At 32.2% G+C, this 1379-nt stretch carries 1 protein-coding gene; it reads left to right on the forward strand.

The features are described from left to right. Positions 1–20 precede the first annotated feature (20 nt). Positions 21–1379 (forward strand): hypothetical protein (locus tag N1F73_RS03640; RefSeq protein WP_260360150.1); only part of this gene is annotated, 1359 nt, incomplete at its 3' end.

Raw genomic sequence — 1379 nt, forward strand, 5'->3', positions numbered from 1 at the left:
CAAAAATGTTAATTGGCAATATGTTAAATCAAGATCAGTACGACTATCATTTTAGTGATATCACTTATGATGAAAACGAAAATGTAACATTCCGTGTAAGAGCGACTTACAAATTAGAGCCAAAAGATAGTTTTGAACGTGAGATAAAAATCCCTGCATCTAAATTTTTAGCCCAAAAAACACACGAGGAAAACTTAGCTAATGATTACAAAAAATTAAGCGATGAAGTTGCCCAATGAATTAATGACAATTTAGGTCCTGAAAAATACTCGCGCGACATTAAAAAACCACTAGAAAAAGTTAAAAAAGAAACAGATAGCCAAGCCTTACCAAACAAAGCTAACCCACCAGCCGAAAAAACAATTATTGCAGCACGTAACGAATTACAAAAAGCATTTGACAAAGCAAAAGTTGACAAAGCAATTTTTGATCTTGAAGAAAAGCAAGCTGAATTAAAATACTATGACATTAATCATTTAGAAAATAACCCTAATGCACGTCGTGTTATAAAACATGCATTAGATAATTTTTCTCGTTCAAACATTTCGCCTGAAGAAGTTGAAAACGTCCCAACATACAAAAAATTTATCCAAAAATTAGATGATGCTTTAACAACAGCTAAACAAATCCAAGCTGCTAAAGAAAAATATGATGAAGAATTAAAAAATAAATTCCAACCAGAACACTTTGGTATTGATAACGAAACAAAAGACGAATACGAAAACGCAGTTCAAAAGATAGTTAACGACTTAAATGAAGCTCAACAACAAGAACTAACTCCAGAGCAAGCAATTGAAAAATACGAACAAGCCCAACAAGCTCTTAACGATTTAAAAACACGTTTCAATGACAGACGTCAAAGTGCAATCGATGAATACGAACAAGCACTTAATGATTTAAATACTTCAAAAGAGGCTCTTCATGGCATTGATAGATATGCAAAATTGGAAAAAGATATTGAAGATTTGATTAATGCTAAAAATATAAACGTTGATAAAGATAACAATTATGCCAACACCACTATTGCCAATATAGTTGCTCAAACTAGAGCACTAAATGAATTTAATAGTAGCATTCCGGCAGCAAAAGAGGCACTAGATAAAGCCAGTGAAAACTACGAGCAAGCTTTAGAACGTGTAAACAATCTTAAAAATGATCCAAAATATGCTGAGTTTAAAGATGAACTAGAGACAAAAATTAAAGAACAAACAGATGCTATTGCCAAAAATATTACTGATAAAACCATCGATGTAGAAAAATACAACAATGCAGCAGCTGCAATGCAAGCAATTTTGATTAAAGGGGCCAAAGATCGTTTTGACGCTTTAAAAAGCGAAACAAACAAAATTATCAACTCTCCTGTAAAAGATTTTGATTCT

The organism is Mycoplasma sp. HS2188 (assembly GCF_025209835.1).
Taxonomy (GTDB): domain Bacteria; phylum Bacillota_I; class Bacilli_A; order Mycoplasmatales; family Metamycoplasmataceae; genus Mycoplasmopsis.